This window comes from Streptomyces rubellomurinus (genome assembly GCF_000961885.1).
Taxonomy (GTDB): Bacteria; Actinomycetota; Actinomycetes; order Streptomycetales; family Streptomycetaceae; genus Kitasatospora; species Kitasatospora rubellomurina.
This window is the reverse complement of record NZ_JZKH01000047.1, coordinates 40,840-62,141: the sequence shown is the minus strand read 5'-3', so window position 1 is coordinate 62,141 and position 21,302 is coordinate 40,840. Positions and strand designations below refer to the sequence as shown.

19 protein-coding genes and 1 pseudogene are annotated in these 21,302 nt (G+C 74.4%); 10 read left to right on the top strand and 10 right to left on the bottom strand.

Annotated elements, in window-relative coordinates:
* The coding region (locus tag VM95_RS22375) for a lantibiotic dehydratase (RefSeq protein WP_052707498.1) at positions 1–3,301 on the bottom strand (3,301 nt) is incomplete at its 3' end.
* Positions 3,302–3,564: 263 nt separating this feature from the next.
* On the opposite strand from VM95_RS22375, the gene VM95_RS45280 reads away from it, so the two are divergent.
* Positions 3,565–3,696: a hypothetical protein gene (locus VM95_RS45280; RefSeq protein ID WP_279616844.1), complete on the top strand. Its 132-nt coding sequence runs from the start codon at positions 3,565–3,567 to the stop codon at positions 3,694–3,696.
* Between the two features lie 124 nt (positions 3,697–3,820).
* Here VM95_RS45280 and VM95_RS22370 read toward each other — a convergent pair whose 3' ends face one another.
* A complete protein-coding gene (locus tag VM95_RS22370; RefSeq protein WP_045699700.1) occupies positions 3,821–4,798 on the bottom strand; it encodes a JmjC domain-containing protein in 978 nt (325 codons plus the stop codon).
* 319 nt (positions 4,799–5,117) lie between these two features.
* Positions 5,118–5,390: an RICIN domain-containing protein gene (locus VM95_RS45675; protein WP_107073051.1), complete on the bottom strand. Its 273-nt coding sequence runs from the start codon at positions 5,388–5,390 to the stop codon at positions 5,118–5,120.
* Here VM95_RS45675 and VM95_RS44540 point away from each other — a divergent pair.
* From VM95_RS44540 to VM95_RS44535, 3 genes and pseudogenes are all read left to right on the top strand, one after another.
* Positions 5,302–6,183, top strand: coding sequence for a substrate-binding domain-containing protein (locus VM95_RS44540; protein ID WP_244178891.1), 882 nt, complete (start codon positions 5,302–5,304; stop codon positions 6,181–6,183). The two genes, VM95_RS45675 and VM95_RS44540, sit on opposite strands and share 89 nt — an antisense overlap.
* Before the next feature lie 82 nt (positions 6,184–6,265).
* On the top strand, positions 6,266–7,171 hold the full coding sequence (locus VM95_RS22355; protein ID WP_045699694.1) for a ribokinase: 906 nt from the start codon (positions 6,266–6,268) through the stop codon (positions 7,169–7,171).
* A pseudogene (locus VM95_RS44535) lies at positions 7,168–7,266 on the top strand (RbsD/FucU domain-containing protein); the annotation flags it as partial. The gene VM95_RS22355 and the pseudogene VM95_RS44535, both read left to right, overlap by 4 nt.
* A 34-nt stretch (positions 7,267–7,300) precedes the next feature.
* Here VM95_RS44535 and VM95_RS22350 read toward each other — a convergent pair.
* Complete coding sequence (locus tag VM95_RS22350; RefSeq protein ID WP_045699692.1) at positions 7,301–8,017, bottom strand: flavodoxin family protein; 717 nt, start codon at positions 8,015–8,017, stop codon at positions 7,301–7,303.
* Positions 8,018–8,322: 305 nt separating this feature from the next.
* Between VM95_RS22350 and VM95_RS22345 the strand changes: the two genes are divergently transcribed.
* A complete protein-coding gene (locus VM95_RS22345) occupies positions 8,323–9,846 on the top strand; it encodes an MFS transporter (RefSeq protein WP_045699690.1) in 1,524 nt (507 codons plus the stop codon).
* 511 nt (positions 9,847–10,357) lie between these two features.
* Here the strand turns inward: VM95_RS22345 and VM95_RS22340 are convergent.
* The 5 genes from VM95_RS22340 to VM95_RS45270 form a co-directional block, all read right to left on the bottom strand.
* Complete coding sequence (locus VM95_RS22340) at positions 10,358–11,089, bottom strand: DUF7873 family protein (RefSeq protein WP_045699686.1); 732 nt, start codon at positions 11,087–11,089, stop codon at positions 10,358–10,360.
* A gap of 225 nt (positions 11,090–11,314) precedes the next feature.
* On the bottom strand, positions 11,315–14,080 hold the full coding sequence (locus VM95_RS22335; protein WP_045699683.1) for an alkaline phosphatase family protein: 2,766 nt from the start codon (positions 14,078–14,080) through the stop codon (positions 11,315–11,317).
* Positions 14,081–14,174: 94 nt separating this feature from the next.
* Complete coding sequence (locus VM95_RS22330) at positions 14,175–15,545, bottom strand: ABC transporter permease (RefSeq protein ID WP_045699681.1); 1,371 nt, start codon at positions 15,543–15,545, stop codon at positions 14,175–14,177.
* The gene (locus tag VM95_RS22325) at positions 15,542–16,621 is read right to left on the bottom strand and encodes an ABC transporter ATP-binding protein (protein ID WP_078860345.1); all 1,080 of its coding nucleotides are present in this window, start codon (positions 16,619–16,621) and stop codon (positions 15,542–15,544) included. Before VM95_RS22325 ends, VM95_RS22330 begins: the two co-directional genes overlap by 4 nt.
* A gap of 49 nt (positions 16,622–16,670) precedes the next feature.
* Entirely contained in the window at positions 16,671–16,802 is a 132-nt protein-coding gene (locus tag VM95_RS45270; RefSeq protein ID WP_279616842.1) for a hypothetical protein, read from the bottom strand.
* A gap of 74 nt (positions 16,803–16,876) precedes the next feature.
* Between VM95_RS45270 and VM95_RS22320 the strand changes: the two genes are divergently transcribed.
* Entirely contained in the window at positions 16,877–17,719 is an 843-nt protein-coding gene (locus VM95_RS22320; protein WP_045699679.1) for a class I SAM-dependent methyltransferase, read from the top strand.
* 102 nt (positions 17,720–17,821) lie between these two features.
* Positions 17,822–18,400, top strand: a complete 579-nt coding sequence (locus VM95_RS22315) for a GNAT family N-acetyltransferase (protein WP_045699677.1) — start codon at positions 17,822–17,824, stop codon at positions 18,398–18,400.
* A gap of 72 nt (positions 18,401–18,472) precedes the next feature.
* On the opposite strand, the gene VM95_RS22310 is transcribed toward VM95_RS22315, so the two are convergent.
* Positions 18,473–18,727, bottom strand: a complete 255-nt coding sequence (locus VM95_RS22310) for a hypothetical protein (RefSeq protein WP_045699675.1) — start codon at positions 18,725–18,727, stop codon at positions 18,473–18,475.
* A gap of 190 nt (positions 18,728–18,917) precedes the next feature.
* On the opposite strand from VM95_RS22310, the gene VM95_RS43335 reads away from it, so the two are divergent.
* From VM95_RS43335 to VM95_RS22300, 3 genes are all read left to right on the top strand, one after another.
* Positions 18,918–19,058 (top strand): hypothetical protein, encoded by a 141-nt coding sequence (locus tag VM95_RS43335; protein ID WP_167352946.1) that lies wholly within the window; start codon positions 18,918–18,920, stop codon positions 19,056–19,058.
* Positions 19,059–19,415: 357 nt separating this feature from the next.
* Positions 19,416–20,582, top strand: a complete 1,167-nt coding sequence (locus tag VM95_RS22305; protein WP_244178890.1) for a methyltransferase — start codon at positions 19,416–19,418, stop codon at positions 20,580–20,582.
* 212 nt (positions 20,583–20,794) lie between these two features.
* Positions 20,795–21,178 (top strand): VOC family protein, encoded by a 384-nt coding sequence (locus tag VM95_RS22300; protein WP_045699673.1) that lies wholly within the window; start codon positions 20,795–20,797, stop codon positions 21,176–21,178.
* Positions 21,179–21,302: the final 124 nt, after the last annotated feature.

Below are 21,302 nucleotides of genomic sequence, written 5' to 3'. Positions count from 1 at the left end.
CGAGGGCGTAGGCGCGGCGTTCCGCCTCGCGGTCGATGCCGATGAGGCGGTTGTGGCCCATGTGGAGGACGGAGGCGAGGGCCGGGCCGGCGGTGGGCGGGGTGAGGCGGGGGGCGTACTGGGTGAGTCGGGCGGCGCGCTCGTGCCAGGCGGCGGTGAGGGCGGGGTCGGCGGGCAGCAGGCCGCCGCCGGGGGTGGTGGGGCCCGCCGGGCCGATGGCGCGCAGGGCCGCGGCGCGGTGGGCCCGGAAGGCCTGGTGGTGCTGTTCGGACTTGGGGTAGGTGGCGGCGATCCAGCCGCCGACGGGCAGCGGGGTGGGGCGGGCCGCGAGGAAGGCCTGGGCGGTGGCGGTGAGGTTGACGGCGGCGAGCAGTTCACCGGGCGTGGTGCGGGCGGCGCGGGCCAGCCGCAGGGCGGCGAGGGCGACCAGGCTGTCGGCGTGGAAGACGCGCTCGGCGTCGGCGAGGGCGGCGGGACCGCCGTAGCGGTCGGTCTCGGGCGTGTAGCTGTCGAGGCGCAGGTCGGCGGCGAGGCCGGCGCGGCGCAGGTCGTGGGCCCAGTCGTGGAGGGCGGGCAGCAGGTCCGCGGCGAGGGTGCGCGGCGTGCCGTGGAAGCGCAGCCGCAGGTGGGGGGCGGGGTCGCGGTAGCGGATGAAGAACCAGCGGTCCACGTCGCCGGGCAGGTCGGCGAGCAGCCGGGGCAGGTGGTCGGCGAGGATCTCGTCGTGCCGGGCCTCGGTGGCGGCGAGGCGGGCGAACAGCCAGGGGCCGCCCGGGAGTTCGGGGCTGCGGGGGTGCGGGGCGGGCAGCGGACGGCGCGCCGCGGGGGCGGCCGGGTCCGCCGGGCGGGCGGTGCGGCGCAGCGGGACGACGAGTTCGGTGGTGCGGGCGCCGCCGGGGCCGCACAGCCAGCCGCCGTCGCCACCGCCGTCGCCGGTGAGGTCCTCCTGGAGCACGGTGGGCCGGTCGGGGCGGGACTGGCTGTGCAGCAGGCGGCGGTGCCAGGGGTTGTCGAGGTCGAGGCCGATGCGCTGGTCACCGCTGAGCAGGCGCACGGCGGCGGGCACGCCCCAGCGGCGGCGCCACCGGGCGAGGCCCTCGGCCCACTGCTCGTACGGGGCGTCGCCGGAGGGGACGGGGGCGGTGAGGCGCCAGGCGGCGGGCGCGAGGACGACCCGGCCGCGGCGGACGCGGGGCAGGGCGGGGGCGCTGGCGGCGGCGCCCCAGTCCCAGGGCTGCCAGGGGCGTTGGCCGGTGAGCGCGACCTCCTGGAGGAAGCGGGCCGCGTTGGGGGCGCCGGTGCGCAGGTTGAGCGCGTGGTGGGCGGTGGCGCGGATCTCGCGGCCGAGGCTGCGGGAGTGGACGGTGAGGCGTTCGGCGTCGGCGAGGACGACGAGGTCGTCCAGCGGGAGGGTGGTGGGTCCGCCGGGGTCGGGGAAGGCGCTGACGGCGACGCGGTGGCCGAGCCAGCGGGGGGTGAGGGCGATGTTGGCGTGCCGGGGGCGGTAGGGGGTGAACTCCAGGTGGGCGTCGAGGACTTCGTCGGTGTGCGGGGTGCTGCCCGCGGCGGCGGCGAGCAGCGCGCCGCCGTCCGCGCCGCCGTCCGCGCCGTCTCCGCCCGCGCCGGCGAGGTGGGCGGCGAAGCGGCCGAAGGTGGCGCCCGCGCGGTCGCTGCCGGCGGTCGGGGAGAGCACGAGGCGGAACTGGCCGGCGTCCAGGGCGTCGAGGGAGTCGGCGGCGAGTTCGGCGTACAGCTCCAGGGAGGCGGGCGGGGTGTCGGCGGCGCCGCCGGGTTCGTCCTGCGGGGGGATCAGACGGGCGAGCAGGTCGTCGTCGAGGACGACCTCGGGCAAGGGCGCGCCGGGCTCGCGGTCGGCGAGGGCGCCGGAGGCGAGTTCGGCCAGCACCCGGTCGCGGGCCGCGTCGGCGTCGGTGCGGGGGCGGGTGGACTGCGGGTTGGCCGCGCCCCGGGCGCCGGCCGGGCGCCGGTAGCCGGCGGGCGGGCCGAGGCCGGTGTCGGGGTCGAGCAGTTCGGTGAGCGGGACGGGGCTGTCGGTGCCGTACCGCTCGACGAACTCCGCGTGGTAGGTGCGCAGGTGCTCGGGGGCGGTGACGGGCGGGGAGAGCCGCCACAGGAGCGTGGCGGTGTGCTCGAGGTCGGTGCGGACCTGCTCGGGCAGGACCACCTCGGCGTCCAGGGCGAGGTCGGCGTGCAGCGCGCGGTCGGCGGGCCCGAGCCGGGTCATCCGCCGGCGCGCCTCGCGCAGCACGGCGGTGGCCTGCCCGCGCGGCAGGCCGGTGGCCTGCCCCAACAGGGAACGTACGGTGGCGAGTTCGGCGCGCACGGGGTGGCCGTCCGGCAGCCGGTCGAGGACGTGGCCGAGCAGGTCGGTGCTGTCCGGCGGGGGCGTCAGGTCGGTGAGCAGGAAGCCCTGGGCGACCAGGGTGCGGACGAGCGCGGCGATCGCCTCGGCCGGGGCGGCGGGGAAGTCGGCGGCCAGCGCGGCGAGCAGGTCGGCGTGGCGCAGCGGCCGGGCGGCGTGGCGCACGGCGGCGCGCACCACGGCGGTGGCGCGCACGGTCCGCTCGCTGACGGACTGCGCGCCCCCGGCTCCGGCGCCCCCGCCCTTGGCGCCCGCATCCTTGGCACCTCCGCCCCTGGCGACCGCGCCCCTCCCGCCGGCCGACTCGGCGCGCCGTTCGGGCAGGTAGGGCAGGACGAGCCGGTCGCCGCGCAGGGCGACCTGCTGGTCGGCGGCCAGCCACAGGGTCGCCAGCACCTGCGGGTCGGTGCGCAGCCGGTCCAGGAGCGGGAGGAGCCAGCCGAGGTCGGGGCGGAAGGCGCGGCGTTCGGCGCCGTCCCAGCGGACCTCGGCCCGGGTGCCGAAGCGGGCCGGTGCGACGGCGGCCATCAGGCCGAAGGGGGTGGGGCGGGTGGCCATCCGCAGCCGGTAGCGGCCGATCGCCTCGGCGGCGCGGCGCAGAGCGGCCGGGCGCAGAGCGACGGGTCGCAGTGCGTCAGGGCCCAGTGCGGCCGGGCGAGGCACGGCGGCAGCCACCTGGTCCACCAGATCCGCCAGCGAGGGGCTGGACACCTCGATCGCCTCCCGCAGCACCGGATCGGCGGCGGCCTCGGCGACGTACGCCATGAGCCCGTCGGCATCGAGCCCGGCCGCATCGACCGCATCGGCCCCGGCGGGGACGGCGCGGTCCGGGCGGGCCGACGCCGGTGTGCGCAGCAGGACGGGTCCGGTCGCGGTGAAGAGCGTGTCCCGGTGTGCCGCGTGCGTTTTCTTCCCCACCGTGCCCCCGTGCCTCGTGTCGCCCTGTCGCCGTATTGCTGTGGTGCCGTGTCGCCCTGTGGCGATGTCGCTTCGTCGAGCGAGTTCGTCGGGTCGTTCTATCCCGACGATCGAAAGGTGTCTATGAGCGATCAAAAGTCATCAAGAGTTGGCTGGATTCGCCCATCCGTTGTCGCACGGTCATTGTCGGGCTCCGCGCCGAGTGCCTAACGTCCGCTGCAGTCCGCCGCGGCCAGTCGCGGCACTGACGAAGGGAGGCCCCCATGGCCACCGACATGCAGGAGCTGTTCGACCTCGACGTGCAGGACCTCGTCGCCGCCGAGACCGGCGAGCAGGAGGAAGCCGCGTTCAGCATCTCGTGCGAGGGCTCCTGCACCCGCCCGTACTGCATCTGACCGGTGCCACCGGCTCGATCGGGCGACTCCGCCTGATCCAGCGGCAGTACGGGTACGACCGGGCGCGGTTGCCCGGACCGTTCACACGGTCCGGCGCAACCGCGCCCGTTCGCGTTCCCCCGGCTCAGCCGCCCAGCGGCCCCGGGAGCGGCGGGGTGTCCGGCGCCGGGTCGGGCAGCGGGCCCCGTGCGAAGCGCAGCAGTTCCTCCGGGGTCAGTTCGGCCAGGCGGGCGCGGCTGCGGTGCAGCACCTCGGCGGCGGCGGCCAGCAGGTCGGCGGCCGTCCCGGGCCGTTCGGGCAGGTCGCCGGCGCCGGTGCCGGTGCCGGTGCCGCTGCCGCTGCCGGTGCCGCTGCCGCTGCCGCTGCCGCTGCCGCCACCACGGGAGGCGCCGGCGGCCAGGAACTCGCCGACCGCCGCGTGCAACCGCCCGGTGCCGACCTCACGGACGACGAACGACAGGTGCACCGACAGCCCCTGACGCCCGGTCGCGGCGTGCGGAGCGCCGCGCGGCACGTACAGCACCTCGCCCGGCGCGAGCACCGTCTGCACCGCCACCGGCCCCGGCTCGGGGGCGAGCCCCGGGCGCCAGCGCCCGTCCGCCGGCGCCTCGTGGACCGTCCACTCCTTCTCCCCCGCGAGCTGGACGACCAGCACGTCCGCGTCGTCCCGGTGCACGTCCAGGCCACGCCGGCCGGCGCCCGTCGCGAAGCAGAACGCCTCGGTGCGACGCCCCAGCTGGAGCGCGATGTCGCCGGCCAGCGCCCGCACGGGGGCGTGCCACTGGTCCAGCTGCGGCAGCAGCAACGTGGCACCCTCGGCCAGCAGGGCGGCGATCCGCCCGGGGTCCGCCCAGCCCTCGTCCCGCCGCCCGGCGACCGTGCGCGCCGTACAGAACCGCTCGGGCGCGACGACCTCGCCGCCCATCACCATCTCCACGTACGGCACCCGCAGCAGGCCCCCGTGCAGGACGGCGTCCAACTCGTCCGGCCGGGGCAGCCCGGCGGGCCACCCGGCGGTGCGGAACACCTGCGGCCTCCGGTCCTCCAGTGCCCTGGCGAAGTCCTCCGTGTCCCCCACCAGCTCGGCCAGTACTCGCCCCATCGCCCATCCCCTCTCGTCCGACGCCCGGCGTCCGGCGTCCCGTCCCACATCGCCTCCGGCGGCTCACAGGTGACCGACCGTCCCATGACGAACGGATGAACGAGGGGCAGCGGTTGAACCGCATCCGCCGGCGGATCGGGAACCGGCCAGCTTGACACCCCCGCCCGCCCGGACCCCCGGCCCCACGACCCCGCAGGCCACCGGGCCCGCCACCCCGCCCACCGCGCTCCGGAGCAGGACCCCGACGGACGGAGATCCGGCGACCGTGGGATAGATCACACCACCCCCGCCCCCGCGGCGACCGGGGCCCGACGCCGGATCAGATGAACCGCCACCGGTGGTCGGCGGCGCCGTTGTCGTCCCAGAGCACGGCCTGCGCCCCCAGGGCGGTGGAGGCGCCGGAGATGCCGAGGACGCGGCCGCTGTCGGCGCACTGGATCCTGAAGGTGTCGCCGCCGCCGTGGCGAAGGCGCCACCGGTGGTCGGCGGCGCCCGGCGTCGACGTGCCGGTGGTGCGGGCGGACGGGCGGGGCGCCGTACGGGACCTCGTCGCGCACCTGCACCGGCTGGGGCGCCGGCGGCTGGCGATCATCGCCGGGCCGGCGGCCACCACGACCGGGCAGGAGCGTGTGGCGGCGTTCCGCGAGGCGCTGGCGGAGTACGGCCTCGACCTGCCGGACCGGTACGTCGGCCAGGGCGACTTCCAGGCCGACAGCGGCCGGCGGGCGACCGAGCGGTTCCTCGACCTCGCCGAGCCCCCGCAGGTCGTGTTCGCGGCGGACAACCTGATGGCGCTGGGCGCCCTGGACGCCGTACGCGCCCGTGGGCTGCGGGTGCCGGACGACATCGCGCTCGACAACGTCGCCGGCGGCGAGCAGGCGGCGAAGGCCCTCGCCGAGAAGCTCGGCGGCAGCGGGAAGATCGTGATCCTCCAGGGGCTGGCCGGCACCTCCGCCGCGCGCGAGCGGGCCGAGGGCTTCGCCAAGGGACTGGCGGCGTACCCGGGGATCGAGGTCGTGGCGCAGCAGCCGGCCGACTTCGACCGGACGAAGGGTCTCGACGTCATGTCGAACCTGCTCCAGGCGCACCCGGACGTCCGGAGTGTCATCGCCGCGAACGACGAGATGGCGCTCGGCGCGGCGAAGGCGCTCGGGTCCAAGGCCGGTGATTCCGTGCAGGTCGTCGGCTTCGACGGGACTCCGGACGGGCTGAAGGCGGTCGAGCAGGGGACGCTGTACGCGTCCGTGGCCCAGCAGCCGTCGCAGCTCGGGAAGATCGCCGTGGACAACGCGGTCAAGGCGATCGAGGGGGAGAAGGTCGAGGAGACCATCAAGGTGCCGGTGAAGGTGGTCACGAAGGAGACCGTGGCCGGATTCAGTGGCTGAGACGGGGAAAGGGGTGGCCGGGGTGCCCGCGGAAGCGGGGCTCCGGCTCGCCCCGTTCCGGATTTCCTGATTGGGGAGTTTCATGTACGACTACGACGTGCTGGTCGTGGGGTCGGCCAACGTCGATCTCGTGATCGGTGTCGAGCGCAGGCCCGCGGCCGGGGAGACGGTTCTCGGGTCGGACCTCGCCGTCCATCTCGGCGGCAAGGGCGCCAACCAGGCGGTCGCCGCCGCGCGCCTCGGGGCGCGCACGGCGCTGCTCGCGCGGGTCGGGGACGACGCGAACGGGCGGCTGCTGCTGGAGTCGCAGCGGAGCGCGGGGGTCGACACGACGAGCGTCCTGGTGGGCGGGGCCCCGACCGGCGTCGCGCTGATCACCGTCGACCCGTCCGGGGACAACAGCATCGTGGTGTCGCCCGGCGCGAACGGGCGGCTCACGCCGGAGGACGTCCGGGCCGCCGGGCCCCTGGTCCGCGCCTCGCGGGTGGTCTCGGCGCAGTTGGAGATCCCGTTGGAGACGGTCGTCGAGGTGGTGCGCCAACTGCCGTCCGGTACGCGGTTCGTGTTGAACCCCTCGCCGCCGCGGGCGCTGCCGGCCGAGGTCCTGGCGGCCTGCGACCCGCTGATCGTCAACGAGCACGAGGCCCGGGTGATCCTGGGCGGCGAGGCCATCGGCGACGATCCCGCCGCGTGGGCGCGGGAGTTGCTCGCGAGCGGGCCCGAATCGGTCGTGGTGACGCTCGGTTCGCAGGGCGCCTTGGTCGCGTCCGCCGAGGGTGAGGTCGTGCGGGTCGCGTCGGTGCAGGTCGAGGCCGTCGACACGACGGGTGCCGGTGATTCCTTCACGGCCGCACTGGCCTGGAAGCTGGGTGCGGGGGCCTCGCTCGCGGAGGCCGCCGCGTACGCCGCCCGGGTGGGCGCCGTCGCCGTGACGCGGCGGGGGGCCCAGGAGTCGTTCCCCACCGCCGCGGAGGTCGAGGCGCTGTGACGAAGGGCGGGATCCTGAATCGGCATCTCGCCGGAGCCCTCGCCGAGTTGGGGCACGGCGACCGGGTGCTCGTGTGTGACGCGCCGGTCGGGCCCGGTCGGCCGGCGACGGCACGGTCCCGGATGCGGTTCAGCGGTGCTCGGGGTTCTCGAAGTCGAAGCGGCAGCCGGCGTCCCACTCCGAGCGCTGGTTGCCGTGAGCCGGGATGCCGCCGGCGTCCTTGAGCATCCGGGCCAGGTGCAGCTGGTTCCACGTCATGAAGGTGGCGTTGCGGTTGGTGAAGTCGTTCTCCGGCCCACCGGACCCCGGGTCGAGGTACGACGGCCCCGGCCCGGCCTCGCCCACCCAGCCGGCGTCGGCCTGCGGCGGGATCGTGTAGCCGAGGTGCTGGAGGCTATAGAGCACGTTCATCGCGCAGTGCTTGGCACCGTCCTCGTTGCCGGTGATCAGACACCCGCCGACCCGCCCGTAATACGCGTACTGCCCTTCCGAGTTGAGGATCGACGAACACGCGTACAGCCGCTCGATCACCTTCTTCATCACCGAGGAGTTGTCCCCCAGCCATACAGGCCCAGCTAACGTCAGGATGTCGGCGGCCATGACCTGGGAGTAGATCACCGGCCACTCGTCGGTCTCCCAGCCGTGCTCGGTCATGTCCGGCCAGACGCCGGTCGCGATGTCGATGTCCACCGCGCGCAGGACCTCGACCGCGACGCCCTGGCGCTCCAGGATGCCGGTGCTGACGTCGATCAGGCCCTGGGTGTGGCTGCGTTCCGGGGAGCGCTTGAGGGTGCAGTTGATCACCAGGGCGCGCAGGTCGGCGTACGAGGTCGTCGGGTCCGGCACGGGGTCCTCCGTCGTGGGGTGCGGGAGGCCGGCCGGACGGGCCCCGGGGCGCTCCCCGCCCAGCTCAGCAGTCCGGCGGCGCGGACGCACGCCGGGCGGGGCCGGTCGCCTGACGGTGGACGCCGCCTCGTTCCGCCCGACCGGGGTCCTTCCGCGGCCTGGACCGGACGGGGTCTCCTCGCGCGCGTCCGGCCCGATATGCGCGGTTCGGGTGACGGTGTTGCGTACGGTCGGCGGCACGTCGCCGCCCGCCCGCGGGCGGGCCGTCCGTGCGAACTCCCCCTCTTCGAAGGAGACCGGCAGCCGTGCAACGCAAGTGGTGGACGCTGATCGCCGTGTCGGTGGCGACGTTCATGCTGCTGCTCGACATCACCGTCGTGAACGTCGCCCTGCCCTCGATCCGCAGGGACCTGGGCGCGAGCTTCACCGACCTGCAGTGGGTGTTCGACGCCTACGCCCTCTCCCTGGCCGCCCTGGTGCTGACGGCCGGTTCGCTGGCCGACCGGCTCGGGCGGCGCCGGGCCTTCGCGGCCGGACTGGTGATCTTCTCCGGCGCCTCGCTGCTCTGCGCCCTGGCCCCGAACCCGGTCTTCCTCAACGTCTCGCGCGCGGTCCAGGGCGTCGGCGGCGCGGTGATGTTCGCGGTCTCGCTCGCCCTGGTCGCGCAGGAGTTCCCGCCCGGGCGGGAGCGCGGCTCCGCGATGGGCGTCTACGGGGCCACCATCGGCATCGCCGTCGCCGTCGGACCGCTGATCGGCGGGGCGCTCACCGACTCGCTCGGCTGGGAGTGGATCTTCTACCTCAACGTGCCGATCGGAGCCGCGGCCCTGCTCGTCACCTACCTCAAGCTGGCGGAGAGCCGGGACCCGAACGCGACCCGGATCGACTGGGCCGGGGTCGTGGCCTTCAGCACCGGCCTGTTCCTGCTCGTCCTCGCGCTGGTGCGGGGCAACGCCGAGGGCTGGGGCAGCGGCCTGATCGTCGGGCTGTTCGCCGGTGCGGCCGTGCTGCTCGCCGTCTTCGTGCTGATCGAACGCCGGGTTCCGGAGCCGATGCTGCCGCTCGGGCTGTTCCGCCGGCAGGCGTTCACCGGCGTGCAGCTGGCGGCGTTCGCCGTCTCCAGCTCGCTGTTCGCGCTCTTCCTCTACCTCACGCTGTACCTGCAGAACTACCTCGGGCTCTCGCCGTTCGCGGCGGGCGTGCGCTACCTGCCGATCACGGTGCTCAGCTTCTTCGTGGCGCCGGTGGCCGGGGTCCTGCTCTCCCGGGTGCCGGCCCGGCTGATGCTCTGCGTCGGCCTGGTCGCGGTCGGCGCGGGCATGCTGCTGATGGGCGACGTCCAGCCCGAGGACAGCTGGACCGGTCTGCTGGTCGGCTTCCTGGTCGGCGGCGCGGGCGTCGGGCTGATCAACCCGGTGATCGCCGACGTCGCGGTGAGCGTGGTGCCCAAGGAGAGGAGCGGCATGGCGGCCGGCATCAACGACACCTTCCGACAGGTCGGGATCGCGGTCGGCATCGCCGTCTGGGGAGCGATCTTCGTCGGCCGGGGCACCCACAAGGTCCGCGAGCTGGCGGCCGGCACGCCGATCGCGGAGGGCGCCCGTCCCCGTGAGCTGATCGAGGCGGCCTCCTCCGGCAGTCTGCCGCAGGCCCTCGCCGCACTTCCCGAGCCGGCCAGGGCGGCCGCCGCCACCGCCGCCCGGGCCGGCTTCCTGGACGGCCTCAACCTCGTGCTGCTGCTGGGCGGAGTGGTCAGCCTGGTGGGCGCCGCCCTCGCGCTCTGGCTGGTCCGGGAGGACCAGATCGACCGCCAGGAGATCCAGGGCTGAGGCCCGTCCCCCCCACCCGCCTCACCCGCCTCACCCGCCTCACCCGTGCGCCCGGACCGCCCTCGAAAACGCGAGAGGACCCGGGAGCGTAGCCTGCTCCCGGGCCCCTGTGTGCCGCCCAATTGCGCACACCGGCACGTTGAAGGGTCGCGGATCAGATTGAAACCGACGCGTTCTACCTTTGAACTACCGTGCCACGAAGCGGCACAGACAGGACTTGAACCCGCATTCGTCGATGTTCGTCCACACCCGGTCGATCCGGTGTTCGGCGGCGAATGCTGAGACTGGAGCGAGAGTCTGAGATTCACGGGCTTGCCTCTACCGCTTGGGCTACCCCGGCCCGTGGTGCCGGGGGGAGGATTCGAACCTCCACTGGTGACCCCTGGTCAGCTTCAACATCAGTGTCAGCTTTTCGCATCGCGCAGCGCGAACCCGCCCCGGCTTCCCGGAACGGAGTCCTCTTTGCGCGCCCGATGCACCCGCCCGGCTCCCCGGGCGGGCGTTCATGAGGCTACCGGAACAGGTAGCCGAAGACGGCGTCGCCCACCCTCCGGTCGGTGACCTCGACCGAGTTGGCCTCCTCGCGGGCGAACTTGACCGCCTGCTGCAGCTTCTCCACCCGCTCGGCGAGCTCGTTCACCCGCCGGGCCGGCAGCGCGCCGGAGAACTTGACCGTGGTCCAGTAGCCGACCGCGATGTCCTCGTAGTAGACCTCGACCTGGGCCGGGTGCTTCTCGGTGGCCTCGGCCTTGACGTGGTTGCGCGGCACCTTCTTGGTCCGGATGGTGCGCACCGGCTCGGTCTTCCAGGAGTCGGTGGACGGGTCGAGGTTCCACGACTCGGAGGCGTCCAGCACCGGGAGCTTCTTCACGAAGGTGAACAGATCGGTGAGCTGCTTCTCCAGGAACAGCAGGTACGGCACCGGCACCTGGGCGAGGAGCACCTGGCCGTCCACCACCACGTCGGCGCTGGCACCGACGTTGGCCCAGTCCTTGGTGGCCGTGATGTCGAAGAGCCGGGTGAGGGTGCTCGCGGTGGACCGCAGGATGTCCTCGGCCTTCAGCTGCACCCGGGTCGACTCCGGCGGCAGCTGCTCGCCCTCCTCGTCCTTGGGCTGGTAGCTGCGGGAGATCCCGGCCAGCAGCGCGGGCTTCTGCAGGTCCTGGTGGGCCTGCGTCAGCTCCTGGAAGGACTTGGACTTGACGCCCTTTTCAACGGCGATGATCTGGTTCAGCTTTGCCACGTCCGGGACGCTATCAGCCCCGAACTGACCGGCGACACCCAATTAGTGACCGAGATCGGTGATCGAGCGGCCGGCCAGGGGCGGCCGGTCAAGGGCGGCCGGCCAGAGGCGGCCGGTCAGGGGCGGCCGGTCAGGGGCGGCCGGTCAGGGGCGGCCGCGCGCACGGCCGCCCCTCGCTCGCACCGACTCCGCCGCTCGAGGGCCGGTCCCCCGTGCGGCGCGGGATCAGCCGTCGTTCTCGGCGGACGGCAGGTAGGCACCGGGCACGTCGTTCGGCGCGAGGATCGCGCCCTCGCCCGGGTACGGCGTCGTCCAGTTGTGCGTCTGGTACCAGGTCAGGTGGTCCATCTGCGCCGGGTTCGCGCGGTCGGGCGCCGCGTTCGGGCCGGAGAGGTGCTGCTTCGACTTCCAGGCGGACCACTGGTCCGCGACGGCCCGCTCGGCCGCCGGCGGCTCGGTCGTGGCGGGCACCGCGGCCGCGTTGCGGTCCTGCGCCGCGGGCACGTCGACGCCGCACGGGGGCGGCGTCTTCAGGCCGTCGGTGAGCGAGGTCCGGTTGGGCACCGAGGTGAACGGCGTGAAGTCCGGCTTGTCGGTGAACGCCGTGGACATCGGGCTGGCCGCGCTGTCCTTCTGGTTCATCGGGTGGATGCCGAGGATCTGCTCGATGGTGCGGACCATCGTGATCTGCGAGTAGTAGCGGCTGTCGACCGCCCCGTGCTGCGCCCAGGGGCTGATGACCTGGATCGGGGCGCGGTGGCCGTCCACGTGGTCGAGGCCGGCCTGGGAGTCGTCCTCGACCACGAAGATCGCGGAGTCCTTCCAGTACTCGCTGTGCGAGATCTCGTCGATGATCCTGCCGGTCGCCAGGTCGTTGTCGGCGACCTGCGCGGCCGGGGCGGCCGGGCCGCCGGTGTGGTCGCTGGACAGCCACAGCATGTTGAGGTCCGCCGGGCCGTTCTGCTCGAAGTCCTGCTTCCAGATCTGGTACCGGTACAGGTCCGGCACGTCGGTGTCGAACCGGGGGAAGCCGGGCACCGACACGTCGTTGAGCGACGGTATCGGCGAGGAGGAGTTGAGGGTGTAGGCGCTGCCCTGCCCCGTCTCGTCCATGGTCTTCGCGTCGCAGTACAGGTTCTGCCAGGTCGCGCCGTCGGGCTTGGTCAGGAACTGGTGGAACTCGCCGAAGTCGCGCACGTCCTTGCCGACCGCCTGCGCGCCCGACCACAGGAAGCCCGAGCGCTGGTGGCCCAGGCCGTCGTCCTCGGTGTCGTAGCTGCGCTCGTACTCGCCGGCCGAGGACTCGGTGTACTCCGGGTTGTCCGCCTGCATCAGCCAGTTGTGGCCCTCGGCGGAGTTGGTGCCGATGTCGTAGGTGTTGTCGTAGAGCCCGAACTGCTCGGCCAGCGCGTGCTGGTTCGGCGTCACGTTCGCGCCGAACTGGGCCAGCTTCGGGTCGCCGTTGCCCTTCGCGACGTCGCCGAAGACCTGGTCGTACGTCCGGTTCTCCTTGACGATCAGGAAGACGTGCTTGATCGTCGACGGGTCGCCGATCCGGGCCGGCACCGGCACCGGCTTGGCCCGGCGCTTCTCGGCGGCGCCCTTCTCCGCCGTCCGGACCGCGCCGTCGGTCCAGCCGTTCTGCCGGAAGACCTTCGCGGTCTGGGCGCGGATCTCCCGGTCACCGGGCAGGGTGAACCGCGTCAGGCTGGAGGTCGTGTCGTGGGTGTTGTGGGCGCCGCCGGCGCGGGGCCGCCGGGCGTCGATGCCACGGGTGTTGGAGACGAGGACCGTCGAGCCGACGGTGGTGATCTCCGCCGGGAAGTAGTCCGTGGGCAGCAGGCCGACGTAGCTCACCGGCTCCCGCGCGCTCGTGTAGCGGTAGACGGCCACCGCGTTGGCGCGGCCGAGGGTGACCAGCAGGTGCCCGTCGTCGGTGAGCGTCACCGCGTCCGGCTCGTAGCCCACCGAGGCCTCCGGCCAGGGCTTGGTGGAGATGCGCTGCACGACCTCGTCCCGCGCGGTGTCGATGACGGACACCTGGTCGGAGCCGGTGTCGGTGACGAACAGCGTCCCGTTCCTGGCGTACAGCGCGGTCGGGTGCAGGCCGACCTCGATGGACCCGACCGCGGCGGCCGGGTCGCCGAGGTCGATCACGCTGACGGTGCCCGTGGTGGTGGCGCCCGTGTCCGGGTCGGCCGGCACCTGCGTGCCGTACGAGTTGAGGGTGGTGTCGTCGGCGGTGGCCGGGCGGCCGCCCTCGTTGCCGACGTACAGCTTCCGGCCCACCTGGGCGAGGCCGCGCGGCGCGTTGCCCACCGTCCAGCTCCGCCCGATCGCGCCGGTCGCCGCGTCGATCGCGACCACCCGGTTCTGCCCGTTGACGGCCGCGTACACCGTCGAGCCGTCCGCGGAGAACACCGCGCCCGAGGCCAGCGCGTGCTTGTCGCCGTCCGCCGGGATCGGCACCGCCACCGGGTCGGCGAGGGAGCCGTCCGCCGTCACGGTGAACCTGGTGTAACCGTCCAGCTGGCCCAGCCACAGCTGCTTGCCGTCCGGCGAGTACACCGGGGCCTCCTGGCCGACCGAGCCCTTGGGCAGGCGCAGGTCGTCCGTCTTGGCGGTACCGACGCGCTGCTGCACCTGGCCGGTCCTCAGGTCGACGATGACCAGCGAGGCGTCGCCGTCCGCGAGCGAGGCGGCCAGGTGGGCACCGTCCGGGCTGACCCGGGAGGCCATCAGCTTGCCGTTGTCGATGACGACCCGGCTGCCGTACGGGGCGATGTACTGGTCGCTGGAGACGACCTGGCCGTCCGCGGTGACCTGGCCGACCTGGGCCGTGCCGAACTGCTGGGTGGTCGCGAAGGCCGTGCCCGTGGCCACGGCCACCGCGGTGACGCACGCCGTGGCGAGCGTGGCGCGGCGGCCCAGGGGGCGGCCGAGGAGGGTGCGGTGCTCCGTCCGGACACGTCGACGACGTGTGACCTGCATGGCGTCAACCCTTCGTTGGTTTCGGTTCGTTCGGTGCGGATCGCGCAAGGGGTGGTGGTGCGGGGGGGGACCGTACGGGGGCCGGCGGCGGGGTTCAGGAGGAGAGCAGCGCGACCTGGCCGTCGAACTGCCACAGCGGGTTCGGCGCGTCCCCGGTCGGGGTGCGCACCAGGAAGTAGCCGTTCACCTCCTTCGGCCCGTCACCGTCCGCCATCAGCCGACCGTCCGGCGCGATGTCGAGCTGGTAGACCGCCGTCCCCGGCGCGGCCGTGCCCGGCAGGTGCCAGGTGACGACGCAGCGCCAGTCGTTGCCCGGCCCCTCCGGGTCCACCTGGCCGTCGCCGCGTTCGCACGCCGCCGTGACCCGCAGCTGGTCCTCGGTGACGGCGGGGCGGTGCAGTTGCTCGGTCTGCAGCCGGTAGAGGTGGGCGAACCCGGTGGCGACCGAGCGCTGCACCTTCTCCTGCGAGATCCCCGAGCCCGTCGACGGCGCGGCGAGGGCGACCGCCCCGAAGGCCAGCGCGAGCAGGCCGGCGAGCGGCAGCACGCCGAAGGCCAGCGCGCGGCGGCCCGCGCCGTCCTCGGCACCGCTGGTGAAGTCCCGCCGGACGAACAGCCGGTACGCCACGGCGGTCGCCACCGCGGCCCACACCAGGCTGACCGCGACGGCGATCAGCAGTTCATCGACCCGGACCGGATCGGCGAACAGCCCGTTCCAGGACACGAAGGCGTAGCCGGGCAGCGCCAGGCGCAGCGCCACCGGTAGCGGCAGCATCTGCGCGAGCTGCATCGCGACCGCCGTCAGCGCCGGGACGAGCAGGCCCATCGGCGAGCGCCCGAGGAGGACGGAGCCGAGCAGCCCGATCGCCGCCAGCGCCAGGGTGGGCGCCAGCGCGCACCCCCACGCCAGCAGCACGCTGCCGGCCGCGTCGGACGGCGCCAGCAGGTGCCCGTCGACGCCGACCAGCGGCTCGTTCCCGACCGCCGCCAGCCCGCCCGCCGTGCTCGACGCCACCAACCCGGCCACCAGCAGCACGATCACGGTCCCGCTCGCCATGGCCTTCGCCGCGAAGATCCGCCGCGGCGAGCGGACCGTCACCAGCAGGTGCCGCCACGTCCCCAGCCGGTCCTCGGCGGCGAACACGTCGCCCGCGACCACGGAGGTCAGCAGCGGCAGCGCCCACGAGCCCGCGAAACCGAGCACCACCAGCGGGCCCGCCCAGCCCGTGGCGTGCATCCAGCGGCCGAACAGCGTGTCGGAGGGCAGCGTGCCCTGCTGCGCCACCGCGGCCGTGAACAGGCCGGGCGCGGTCCAGCAGGCCAGCATCAGCAGCCGGATCCGCCACTGGGAGACGAGCTTGACGAGCTCGAAGCGGTAGGCGCGGCCGACCGGGACGCGGCGGGCGGCGGCCGCGGCGGCGGGGTGGGCACCGACCGCGGTGGTGCGGGCCGTCGTCGTGCTCATCGCTCGTCCTCCTGCTGCTGTCGCTCGGTCGGACCGGTCCGCTTCGTCGGCTTCTTCTGGTCGGTAGGTCCCACGTGCTCGACAGGTCCCACGTGCTCGACAGGTCCGACGTGCTCGGCAGGTCCGACGTGCTCGGCCGATCCGGTCAGGGCGAGGTAGGCAGCCTCCAGCGGCGGGACGACGGGGGCGACCTCGCGCACCCGCACGTCCGCGCGCACCAGCTCCGCCACCAGCCGCTCGACCGCCGACCCCGACGCGCGCACGACCAGCGACTCGGCCCCGCGCCACTCCCCGGCCTCCCCGACCACCCGTACGCCCGCCACCCCGGCGGCCACCCGCCGCGCGGCCGGCGGGTCGGAGGTGAGCAGGCGGTGGTCGAACTCCTGGCTCTCGGGGACCAGTTCGCCCAGCGGGCCGGAGAACCGGAGCTGCCCGGTGGCGAGGATCGTGACCTCGGAGCACAGCGCTTCGAGGTCGTCCATGCGGTGGCTGGACAGCACGACGGTGACGCCCTCGTCCGCGAGCCGGCGCAGCGCCCCGTGCACGTGCCGCTTGCCCGCCGGGTCCAGGCCGTTGGACGGCTCGTCGAGCACCAGCAGCCGCGGCTCGGTGAGCAGCGCGGCGGCCAGCCCGAGCCGCTGCCGCATCCCCAGCGAGAAGCCGCGCACCCGGTCGTCGGCGACGTCCGTCAGCCCGACCTCGGCCAGCGCCCCGTCGATCCGCTCCGCGACCCGCCGCGCCCGGGTGTCCTCGCCGCGCAGCGCCGCCAGCGCGGCCAGGTTCTTCCGCGCGGTCAGCGCCGGGTACAGCCCCGGGCCGTCCACGAACCCGGCCACGCCGTCCGGCGCCGCCAGGGCCCGCCCGACCGGTCTGCCCAGCACCTCCAACTCGCCGCCGTCCGCGACGGCCAGGCCGAGCAGCAGCCCGAGCAGCGTCGTCTTCCCGGCGCCGTTGGGCCCGGCGAGCCCGTGGATCCGCCCGGGCGCCAGGTCCAGCCGGACGCCGTCGAGCGCCACCACGTCACCGAAGCACTTCGTCAATCCACGTGCCCGTACGGCAAGTTGTGAGTCTCCCATGGCCCCTTCTCGCAGTCCCCCAGGACCGTAGGGCCACGACGGGGCGCCGTCAGGAGCGCTCGGTTGAACTCCCATGGAACAGCTGACGCCCGACGCCGCCGCGCCGCACGAATCCGGCCCGCACCTCCATGCTCTCGGCCGCGATCAGCCCCTGGACCGGCTCCGGCAGCTCTTCCCCCATGCCCTGTCCCTCCACCCGGTCCTCCGGCGGGAATCCGTTGTCCCGCCCCGGTCCACCCAGGCGAAGATGGTGCCATGACGAAGGACCAGCCCGCCGCCGAACCGCCCGGTCGCCGGACCTCCTCGGCCCGCTCGGACGTCGGTCGCTTCTACGACGAGTTCGCCGCCGACTACCACCTGGTCTATCCCGACTGGGACGCCTCCGTCGCCCGCCAGGGTGCCGCCCTGGACGCCCTGATCCGCGCCCACCTCGGTGACCGCCCCGCCGAGGTCCTGGACTGCGCCTGCGGCATCGGCACCCAGGCGATCGGCCTCGCCGCCCTCGGCCACCACGTCACCGGCACCGACCTCAGCCCGGTCGCCACCGCCCGAGCCGCCGCGGAGGCCGCCCGCCGCGGCCTCCGCCTCCCGGCCGCGGCCGCCGACATGCGCCGGCTCCCGTTCCCCGCCGGCCGGTTCGACGCCGTCGTCTGCGCCGACAACGCGCTGCCCCACCTCCTCACCCCCGAGGACGTCCACACCGCCCTCACCGAGCTGCGCCGCGTCCTCCGCCCCGGCGGCCTGCTCCTGCTCAGCACCCGCCCGTACGACGACCTGCGCCGCACCCGGCCGACCTCCACCACCCCCCGGACCACCGACCGCGACGGCCGCCGGTCCGTCGTCTTCCAGCTCTGGCACTGGCACGCCGACGGCGAACGCTACGACCTGGAACTCTTCCGCCTCACCCCTGGCTCCCCCGCCGGATCCCCCGCCGACACCACCTCCTGGCACACCGCCGTCCACCGCTCCACCTACTGGGCCCTCACCTCCGCCCAGCTCACCGCCTTCGCCCACCAGGCCGGTTTCACCGCCCCCGCCTGGCAACCCCCCACCCGCACCGGCTTCTTCCAACCCCTCCTCACCGCGCGAACCCCCTGACCCGGGCGCCCACGTTCTCGAACGCCCCCTGCGGGGCCCGCCCCGCAGGGGGAGGGGGAAATTCCGTTGCCGCCGCAAGCCTCCGCATGCGAAGCTCCGGGCATGGACCTCCCCTCGCCGGTGATCGAGCTCGACGACCTGACGCTGCGCCGGTTCGACGGCGAGGCGGACGTTCCGGAGCTGTTCCGGGTGATCGAGGAGTCCTTGGAGCACCTGCGGCCGTGGATGCCCTGGGTGGCCGAGCACAGCCTGGGCATGACCACCGCGTTCCTGGCCGGCCGTGCGGAACGCTGGGCCGCCGGCGAGGAGTTCACCTACGCGATCGTGCGGGGCGGGGCGATCGTCGGGGCCTGCCAGCTGTACCGACACGAGGGGTCGTCGGGGGGCGGCCTCGAAATCGGCTACTGGCTGCATCCGGCCGCGACCGGCCGCGGCGTGGCCACCCGGGCGGCCCGCGCGCTGGTCGCGCAGGCCTTCCGGCTCCCCGGTGTCGACCACGTCGACGTCGTCCACGACCCGGCCAACCGGGCCAGCGGCGCGGTCCCGGCCCGTCTGGGCTTCACCGAGCACCTTCGCCGCCCGGCCGAGGCGATCGCCCCGGCCGAGTCCGGCGAGGAGCTGGTCTGGCGGATCACCCGCGGCCAGGCGGCGGCGCTCGCGGCGGAGGCCGGGCAGGCGTAGCCTGCCGGAACCCCGCAGACCGGCCAGACGGCCGGGCCGCGCCGTGCCCCTGGCCAGGGGTGCCGCGATCGGTCAGGCCCGCCCGTCCGAGCCTCCGCCCCGGATGAGGCGCAGCGACGGCTTCGGGTGCTCGGCCTCCCCCTCGACGGCGTCGCGTTCGATCACCAGGACCGGCACGGCCCGGGCTGCCATCGCCCGCAGTTCGGCCTTGCGCGCCTCGTCGGCCTCTTCACCCGGGTAGAGGGTCACGCAGCGGGCCCCGTTCTCGTCCTCCCAGGCGTAGGCGTGGTACGGCACCGGGTGCCACACCGGTGTCTCGTCCGTCATCAGGAACCTCCGGTTCTCCCCCGCGGGGTGACTCCCGTGCGGGGCCGTCCGGCAGTCGGCGGGCGGGCCCCGGCACGGGATTTCGCGCTCGGCACGCTACCGTCTCCGCCGCGCGGGGCGGGGCGAAGTTCCGCATCAGTACCGGTTCGGGGGATTCCGCACACCCACGCTTCTGCCGACCCGTGTTCCTTTGCTCGTGCGGCAGGCGGGCGCCTTCCTGCGGCCGCGCGTCCGCGCGCACCGCGAGTCGGCCGCCGTGCCGGCCGCCTCCATCGAATCGAACCTGGACTTCACGGCGGAACACCCGGTCGAGGTGCGGACCCTGACCTGACGGCGCCCCGGGCCCGCACCCGTTCCCTCCCGGCTCCTCTCGTCCGGGTCACCTACCAGCCAGGGCTTCGATGAAAATCGGTTGCGGGCCGCGCACTTGATGTGAAAGCGTACGAACCACCTCGTAGGACCAGCACGTTGAGGAAGGAGGCCCGTCATGACGGGCGGTATAAGACTCGCCGCGGTACCGGGCCTCGTGCTTGGTGACACCCCGGCTCGCGCTTCGACGCGTGAGCCGCGCCTGCCCTGAGGTCAGCGCCCGCCACTCCGCGGCGCCACTGTCCGGCGTGCCCGCTGCTCAACTCCTCGTCGAAGCGCTCCTTCGTGCCCCCTGCACGTTCGACCACGAGGAGCCCCGGTGTCCGACACCCATCGGTTCGCCATCGCCCAGTCCACCATCCCCCTGTCCGCCCTCTCCGCCCAGTGGCACAGCGAGAACGGCGCGCCGCCGCCGCGCCGCCTGATCGCCGCCGATTCCACCCTGCGCGCCGACGTCGCCTACCGGCTCGCCTGCGAGGGCACCGCCCTGCTCTGGCACGGCGACTACCCCGACGCGCTCCGACTCCTGTCCGCCATGCGCCGCCGCGCCGAGCGGCGCCGATCCCGGTCCGCCCCCACGACGCACGACTCCCCCGCCGAGGCCTTCCATCGGCACCGCCGGGAGCGCGCCCGCCTCGCGCGCGTCCTCGGCATGCTGCTGGTCCCTCTCGATGCCGACCGCCGGATCCGGCTCGACCGCGCTCCCGATGTCCGGGCGGCGTGCCTGGCCGCCTACGGGCCGTTCCTTGACAGCAGAATCCTGTCCCTGCGCGAGCTCCTCGGGGTGATCGGCGCCCACCAGTGGCGCCTGAAGGGCGTCGAGGTCCCGGCCCTCGGCGCCCGCATCCACCCCCACTACGGCGTCTTCTCCCCCGTGCGCGGCGAGTACGTGGACCTCGTCGCCCGGGCCCCGCTGCCCCCGGCCGTCCACGACCACCCCCTCGCCCACGACCTCGGCACCGGCACCGGCGTGCTCGCGGCCGTCCTCGCCAAGCGCGGCCTCGGACCGGTCCTGGTCACCGACACCAATCCGCGCGCCCTCGCCTGCGCCGAGGACAACGCCCGGCGCCTCGGCCTCGCCGACCGCATCCGGTCGGCCGGCACCTCGCTCTACCCGCCGGGCGGCGACCGTGCCGCGCTCGTCGTCTGCAATCCGCCCTGGCTACCGCACCGCCCGAGCTCCGCCCTCGAGCACGGCGTCTACGACCCGGGCGGCCGGATGCTGACAGGCTTCCTGGACGGCCTCGCGGCCCGTCTGCTGCCCGGCGGCGAGGGCTGGCTGGTCCTCTCCGACCTGGCCGAGCTCCTCGGTCTACGCACCCGCGCCGACCTGCTCACCGCCATCGCCGCCGCCGGACTGCGCGTCCGGGGCCGGCTCGACACCCGGCCCCGCCATCCCCGGGCGTCCCGTCCCAATCCCGCCGACCCCCTGCACGGCGCCCGCGCCCGTGAGACCACCTCGCTCTGGCGGCTGGCCCCGGCCTGACGTCCGCCCGCCCACCCGGAGGCCCGGGCCCGGGGTCCCGCGCCCCGGGGTAGCCGCCCGTGCCGACCGTCCGACGCCGCACCGGGCCGCCGAGGTGGCCCGGTGCGGCCACACCCGGCCACCGCCCGTGCACAGCACGAATCCACCCCACCCGCCGCGTGGGCAACCCGGCCCGACGTACCTAGCCTGGAGGAAGGAGGAGGCGAATCACCATGCTGGGAGACGCACCTGTGCTGGCCATGATCCCCGCCGCCGATCTGGCGCGGGCCAAGGCCTACTACACCGACACCCTGGGCCTGAAGCTCGTCGAGGAGACGCCCGAGGACGTCACCTTCGAAAGCGGCGGCATCCGGTTCGGCATGTACGAGACACCGAGCGGCGGCCAGGCCGCGCACACCCTGGCCAGCTTCAAGGTCGCAGACCTCGACGGCGAGATGTCGGCGCTCCGCGCGCGCGGCATCACGTTCGAGGAGTACGACTTCCCGGGCCTGAAGACGGAGAACGGCGTCGCCGTGGGCAGTGACGGCCTGCGCGCTGCCTGGTTCAAGGACTGCGAAGGAAACATCCTCTGCGTGGCCGAGCGGCCCACCAAGTAACGCCCCGTTCGAGCAAGCCCACGCTCGCCGAGCCCGCTCCCGGCCGCCGCGCCCGCTCCGGCCGGGAGCGGGAAGCGGCTGCCCACCGCCGTTCCGCCACCACCGCACCGCACCGCGTGCGGCC

Bases quoted from the DNA above. Each gene is read 5' to 3' on its own strand.
- VM95_RS45280 (WP_279616844.1), top strand. From the start codon at position 3,565: ATGGCCACCGACATGCAGGAGCTGTTCGACCTCGACGTGCAGGACCTC.
- VM95_RS22370 (WP_045699700.1), bottom strand. From the start codon at position 4,798: ATGGGGCGAGTACTGGCCGAGCTGGTGGGGGACACGGAGGACTTCGCC.
- VM95_RS45675 (WP_107073051.1), bottom strand. From the start codon at position 5,390: ATGATCGCCAGCCGCCGGCGCCCCAGCCGGTGCAGGTGCGCGACGAGG.
- VM95_RS22355 (WP_045699694.1), top strand. From the start codon at position 6,266: ATGTACGACTACGACGTGCTGGTCGTGGGGTCGGCCAACGTCGATCTC.
- VM95_RS22335 (WP_045699683.1), bottom strand. From the start codon at position 14,080: ATGCAGGTCACACGTCGTCGACGTGTCCGGACGGAGCACCGCACCCTC.
- VM95_RS22330 (WP_045699681.1), bottom strand. From the start codon at position 15,545: ATGAGCACGACGACGGCCCGCACCACCGCGGTCGGTGCCCACCCCGCC.
- VM95_RS22325 (WP_078860345.1), bottom strand. From the start codon at position 16,621: ATGGGAGACTCACAACTTGCCGTACGGGCACGTGGATTGACGAAGTGC.
- VM95_RS45270 (WP_279616842.1), bottom strand. From the start codon at position 16,802: ATGGGGGAAGAGCTGCCGGAGCCGGTCCAGGGGCTGATCGCGGCCGAG.
- VM95_RS22320 (WP_045699679.1), top strand. From the start codon at position 16,877: ATGACGAAGGACCAGCCCGCCGCCGAACCGCCCGGTCGCCGGACCTCC.
- VM95_RS22315 (WP_045699677.1), top strand. From the start codon at position 17,822: ATGGACCTCCCCTCGCCGGTGATCGAGCTCGACGACCTGACGCTGCGC.
- VM95_RS22310 (WP_045699675.1), bottom strand. From the start codon at position 18,727: ATGACGGACGAGACACCGGTGTGGCACCCGGTGCCGTACCACGCCTAC.
- VM95_RS22300 (WP_045699673.1), top strand. From the start codon at position 20,795: ATGCTGGGAGACGCACCTGTGCTGGCCATGATCCCCGCCGCCGATCTG.